The organism is Aeromonas sp. Y293-4, assembly GCF_027705905.1.
Lineage (GTDB): Bacteria > Pseudomonadota > Gammaproteobacteria > Enterobacterales > Aeromonadaceae > Aeromonas > Aeromonas veronii.
This window is the reverse complement of sequence record NZ_JAPDCI010000027.1, coordinates 33,294-37,397: the sequence shown is the minus strand read 5'-3', so window position 1 is coordinate 37,397 and position 4,104 is coordinate 33,294. Positions and strand designations below refer to the sequence as shown.

Genomic DNA, 4,104 nt, shown 5'->3' with positions numbered 1-4,104 from the left:
TGCGCTTGTTGTTCGGTCGGTTCGAGTCGGAATTTGTAGGCTTTCAGAATTTGCATTTAGCGCTCAGTGTGTAGCATCATTGCCATATCTATTAAGCCCGATTGAGTGACAGAATGCAATTCACTAAAATTAATAAATCACGCCATGCGGCCTACGCTTTGCACGTAAATTTGGTGTTTATCACCAAGTATCGAAAGCCGATATTGGGGGATCTGCATCACGCTTCCTTCAGTCAGTGTGCGGCAGAGGTTTGCAGAGATTTTGGTGCGGAACTGAAAGAGTGTGACGGAGAGGCTGATCATGTTCACATGCTGATAGAGTACGCGCCAACGGTACAGCTATCGGTACTGGTGAACTCGTTAAAGGCGGTCACATCAAGGCGACTGCGTAATGAATTTCTGGACTTGAGAGGTGCTTACAGCAAACCCGTACTCTGGTCACGCTCTTACTTTGCGGGCTCTTGCGGCGGAGCACCGTTGGAGGTGATCAAGCAATACATTCAAAACCAGCGGGGCTGACGCCCCGGCGAAATTCCCCTCCCACCTACGTCGGAGGGAGTCCCCTTTCGCATTTAAGATGGGGTTTTCTTCGCCACGCGGCTTGGCATTGTACTGGCCAACTGCAAAGAGGGTATGGCCGACCATGCTCTTGTCTACTTCGATGTTGAATTTCATTCTTCTTCGCTCTGATTTTTGTAGGGGAGGCTAGGCTTGGTAGCCAGTTAATCGCAGTACCGGACAACATGGAATGGCTCGTCGCTATCGAGAACCGAGACGGGGATCGCCGCGCACTCCACGAGGACGGAATCGGAGTCCTCGACGTAGCTTGAGTAGTGGAACATGTTGTCCCAGACATGCAGTTCCTCAACCTCGACTCTTGCCAGGGATTGACGCAGGGCATTCATAGCTTCTTCGTGGCTGGCACCATCCTCCACCTCACCCTCATAGCACTTGCAGCTCCAGTGGGTTGTGTAGCTGTACTGGGTGACTCGCTGCAAGCCAAGCTCTTGGGTGGTTGCGGATAGGTAGCGTATCCGTGCAATATCCTCAGCAGTGAGGTCGATCACCACTGCGCGTGCAACGGGATCAAAGCCGACATAGCTGCGCACCCATGAAACGATGGTCTTAACGATTTCACCAGACATGTTCAATCTCACAAATTTATGATAACCATTTATCGTAAAACATTATCCGTTATCCCTTGCGGATAGTCCATCGCATTTATCATTTTCTTGTCGAGATACCCCATGGATTGCTTGCCGTGGGTGGAGATCACTCGACGATGCTTACTGCTGGCGGCCCTAACCACAACCACCATCGCTTGGCTCATCGGTAGCCCGCACACAAAGTCCAACCCCTACACCCACCAGCTAGACCGGTAGCTCCCGTTCCAGGCTAACCCCGGTGGCCAAGCTCGGCACCCGCCCGGCCCCGACATACGGTTAATGTCCGGCGGCTACAACCATCAACCCCACCGGCGACTCCAGCACCAGGTAACCGCGTGGCCAGGTGACCGCCGGTACCGACATCGGGCCAATGTCCAACCCCGACACCCACCAGCTAGACCGGAGGCTCCTGTTCCAGGCGACCGGTTGCAAAGGGGGCTCACCTATCTTGGCGCTTACGCCAGTTTACGTCCTACCTAATTCCTCTACCTCCCGCACCAGGCGAACCCGGAGACCAAGCAACATACCAACACCAGCATCCGGTGAATGTCCGACCACGACACCCGCGCACTTCCCCGGCGCACACCGGGGCCGACATTGGGACGATGACCCTATCCAACACCCGGTCATCCCTGGCCATGCCGGTACTCGCTCCGCGTCCAGGCGAACACCGGCAGAGGGGAGGCTATGATGTCCCAGCACGACACCCACTGGCTCGACCGGCAGACTCCCGTTCCAGGCAAACCCGGTGGCCAGCCCGGCACGACGGCCAGGCTATCCCGGTACCGACATCGGGCCAATGTCCCACTGCGACAACCACCAGCAGACCGGCGTCTCCAGTACCAGGCGCCTGGTGGCCAGCCCGGCACCGGCCCGTCGGCAACGTGGCTCAGGTTTCGACATCAGCCAAAGTCCAACCCCGACAGCCACCAGCTCGACCGGCAGACTCCCGTCCCAGGCGAAACCCGGTGGCCAGCCCGGCACGACGGCCCGGCGGCAACGCGGCTCGGGTTCCGACATCGGGCCAATGTCCCACCACGACCCCCACCGGCTTGACCAGCAGCCGCGCTGCCGGGTACCAGTGGCCTCGATGTCCCACCACGACCTCACATCTCTCACCCGGACAGCACTGTGGGATCATGATCTCCTCGTTGTCGACTCCTGAAAGGACAGACTGAAAGGAGGGGTGAGGAACATAAAAAAAGGGCCCCATCCCGGAGCCCCTTGCTGTCATCTCTCGACTTGTCCACAGATTCTGGGGATATAAAACCCACAACCTGTGGTTAAAATTACGTCGTCGGTATGACGTAATACCACCTGCCCTCTATCTGCTGCTTGAACTCCGCTATCTCTCCCAGTGGGAACTCTATAGCCCCACGCGTCTCTTTGTCGAAGTAGTCAACCTCAAGGCCAATGAACCCCTCTAGCTTGATTCTGGCAGCGAGATACTTCCGGCGCTTGCCATGATGCAGCTCCATCATGGCCAGAAGGTTTTGCAACTCCGCCAGCCGATTTACGCCACCTCCGACAGCCGCGTTCATGGCAGCTTGGTTCATGTCGTGCTGGACGCCCTCTGTTTGCTGGTTGTCTTCCTCTGATATTTTCCCAGGCTCCTCCGCCGGTACCTGCCAGTCGTAAGGCATGGTGATGGCTGGTGGGTCTAGCTCAACAATGTCGTCCTCATCAAAGCAGAGAGCTCGTGCCACTTTGTTGTCACGGGGCCTGCGGATTTTCCCCTGTGCCTTTGGCTTTGCCCTGGGTGCAGGTCTATCGCCCGCCCGTTCAGCCAAAGCCTGGAGCATGGTGTCGTATCCCTTCTGCGACAGGAGGCTGAATCTGCCCTGCCATCCATCCATAGCCAGAACGACCAAGTGATGGGATCCAGGGACGGTCTCCGCATGGTCACCTGGCAGAGATTGGATCATCCCAGCCTTGGCAAGCCATGAAACGAGACGGTCAAGCTCAACCATGAGGTTGTCAGCCAAGCTCTCAACCCTCAGGTATGTTCTATCGCCGTCAGTGTGGTACATCATCACGCCCTGCTCTCGCTGTGCACCACACCACTGCAACCACTGGGTCGCTCTCTCCACAACCTCACCGGGGTAAGCCTCAACGATCTCCGGCTCTGGCTGGTGGGCCACCTGCTCGGGGGTCGCCTCCGGCTCTGGCTGGTGGGCTACCTGCTCGGGGGCTGGCTGGTGGGCTGCCTGTACGGGCATCCTATCAACAGTAACCGATTGTCCATTGCCCTTACGTTGCCGCCTGCGGCCTGTGCGCTCCTGCGAAATCTCGCCAGCAAGCTCTGTTTCGCTCTCTGGAGCCTCGGAGGATGGTTGCGCGGTAGGTGCATCAACTTCGCCGCCAATGCGCCCAGGTGGCGTTCCAGCGGCCTCAGGCAATGTGTTCTGAGATGGGGCCTCGGACTTCTGGTTCAGATACTTGGCCCTTCGTATTGTCGATGGGGTGAGATTGACCCGCAAAGTCGGCACTGGCTCACCACTTGTGGCCTTTGCTTGTGGATGTTCCGACCCCGGGGCAGCGGCCTGCTCGACCGCCGGGGCCTGCTCGACCGCCGGGGCCTGCTCGACCGCCGGGGCCTGCTCGACCACAGGGGCCTGCTCGACCGCCGGGGCCTGCTCGACCACAGGGGCCTGCTCGACCGCCGGGGCCTGCTTGACCACAGGGGCCTGCTCGACCACAGGGGCCTGCTCGACCGCCGGGGCCTGCTCGACCCCCGGGGCCTGCTCGAACGCCGGGGCCTGCTCGACCGCCGGGGCCTGCTCGACCACAGGGGCCTGCTCGACCGCCGGGGCCTGCTCGACCCCCGGGGCCTGCTCGACCACAGGGGCCTGCTCGACCGCCGGGGCCTGCTCGACCCCCGGGGCCTGCTCGACCGCCGGGGCCTGCTCGACCACAGGGGCCTGCTCGACCACAGGGGC

General features: G+C 59.6%; 6 protein-coding genes. 2 read left to right on the top strand and 4 right to left on the bottom strand.

The window, feature by feature from the left end; genetic code table 11:
* Positions 1 to 56, bottom strand: a 56-nt coding sequence (locus OKC31_RS21725; protein WP_210557697.1) for a helix-turn-helix domain-containing protein, incomplete at its 3' end; no start/stop codon positions are given.
* 57 nt (positions 57 to 113) lie between these two features.
* Between OKC31_RS21725 and tnpA the strand changes: the two genes are divergently transcribed.
* Entirely contained in the window at positions 114 to 518 is a 405-nt protein-coding gene (gene tnpA / locus OKC31_RS20205; protein ID WP_270657525.1) for an IS200/IS605-like element ISAs26 family transposase, read from the top strand.
* A gap of 203 nt (positions 519 to 721) precedes the next feature.
* Here tnpA and OKC31_RS20200 read toward each other — a convergent pair whose 3' ends face one another.
* The 3 genes from OKC31_RS20200 to OKC31_RS20190 form a co-directional block, all read right to left on the bottom strand.
* Positions 722 to 1,144 carry a hypothetical protein gene (locus tag OKC31_RS20200; RefSeq protein WP_270657524.1) on the bottom strand — a complete coding sequence of 141 codons (423 nt, stop codon included), beginning with the start codon at positions 1,142 to 1,144 and terminating at the stop codon, positions 722 to 724.
* A gap of 910 nt (positions 1,145 to 2,054) precedes the next feature.
* The gene (locus OKC31_RS20195; RefSeq protein WP_270657523.1) at positions 2,055 to 2,267 is read right to left on the bottom strand and encodes a hypothetical protein; all 213 of its coding nucleotides are present in this window, start codon (positions 2,265 to 2,267) and stop codon (positions 2,055 to 2,057) included.
* Positions 2,268 to 2,454: 187 nt separating this feature from the next.
* Positions 2,455 to 3,384, bottom strand: a complete 930-nt coding sequence (locus tag OKC31_RS20190; RefSeq protein ID WP_270657522.1) for a hypothetical protein — start codon at positions 3,382 to 3,384, stop codon at positions 2,455 to 2,457.
* A 300-nt stretch (positions 3,385 to 3,684) separates the two neighbouring features.
* Here OKC31_RS20190 and OKC31_RS20185 point away from each other — a divergent pair.
* Positions 3,685 to 4,104: hypothetical protein (locus tag OKC31_RS20185; protein ID WP_270657521.1), on the top strand; the 420-nt coding region annotated here is incomplete at its 3' end.

Bases quoted from the DNA above. Each gene is read 5' to 3' on its own strand.
- OKC31_RS20200 (WP_270657524.1), bottom strand. From the start codon at position 1,144: ATGTCTGGTGAAATCGTTAAGACCATCGTTTCATGGGTGCGCAGCTAT.
- tnpA (WP_270657525.1), top strand. From the start codon at position 114: ATGCAATTCACTAAAATTAATAAATCACGCCATGCGGCCTACGCTTTG.
- OKC31_RS20190 (WP_270657522.1), bottom strand. From the start codon at position 3,384: ATGCCCGTACAGGCAGCCCACCAGCCAGCCCCCGAGCAGGTAGCCCAC.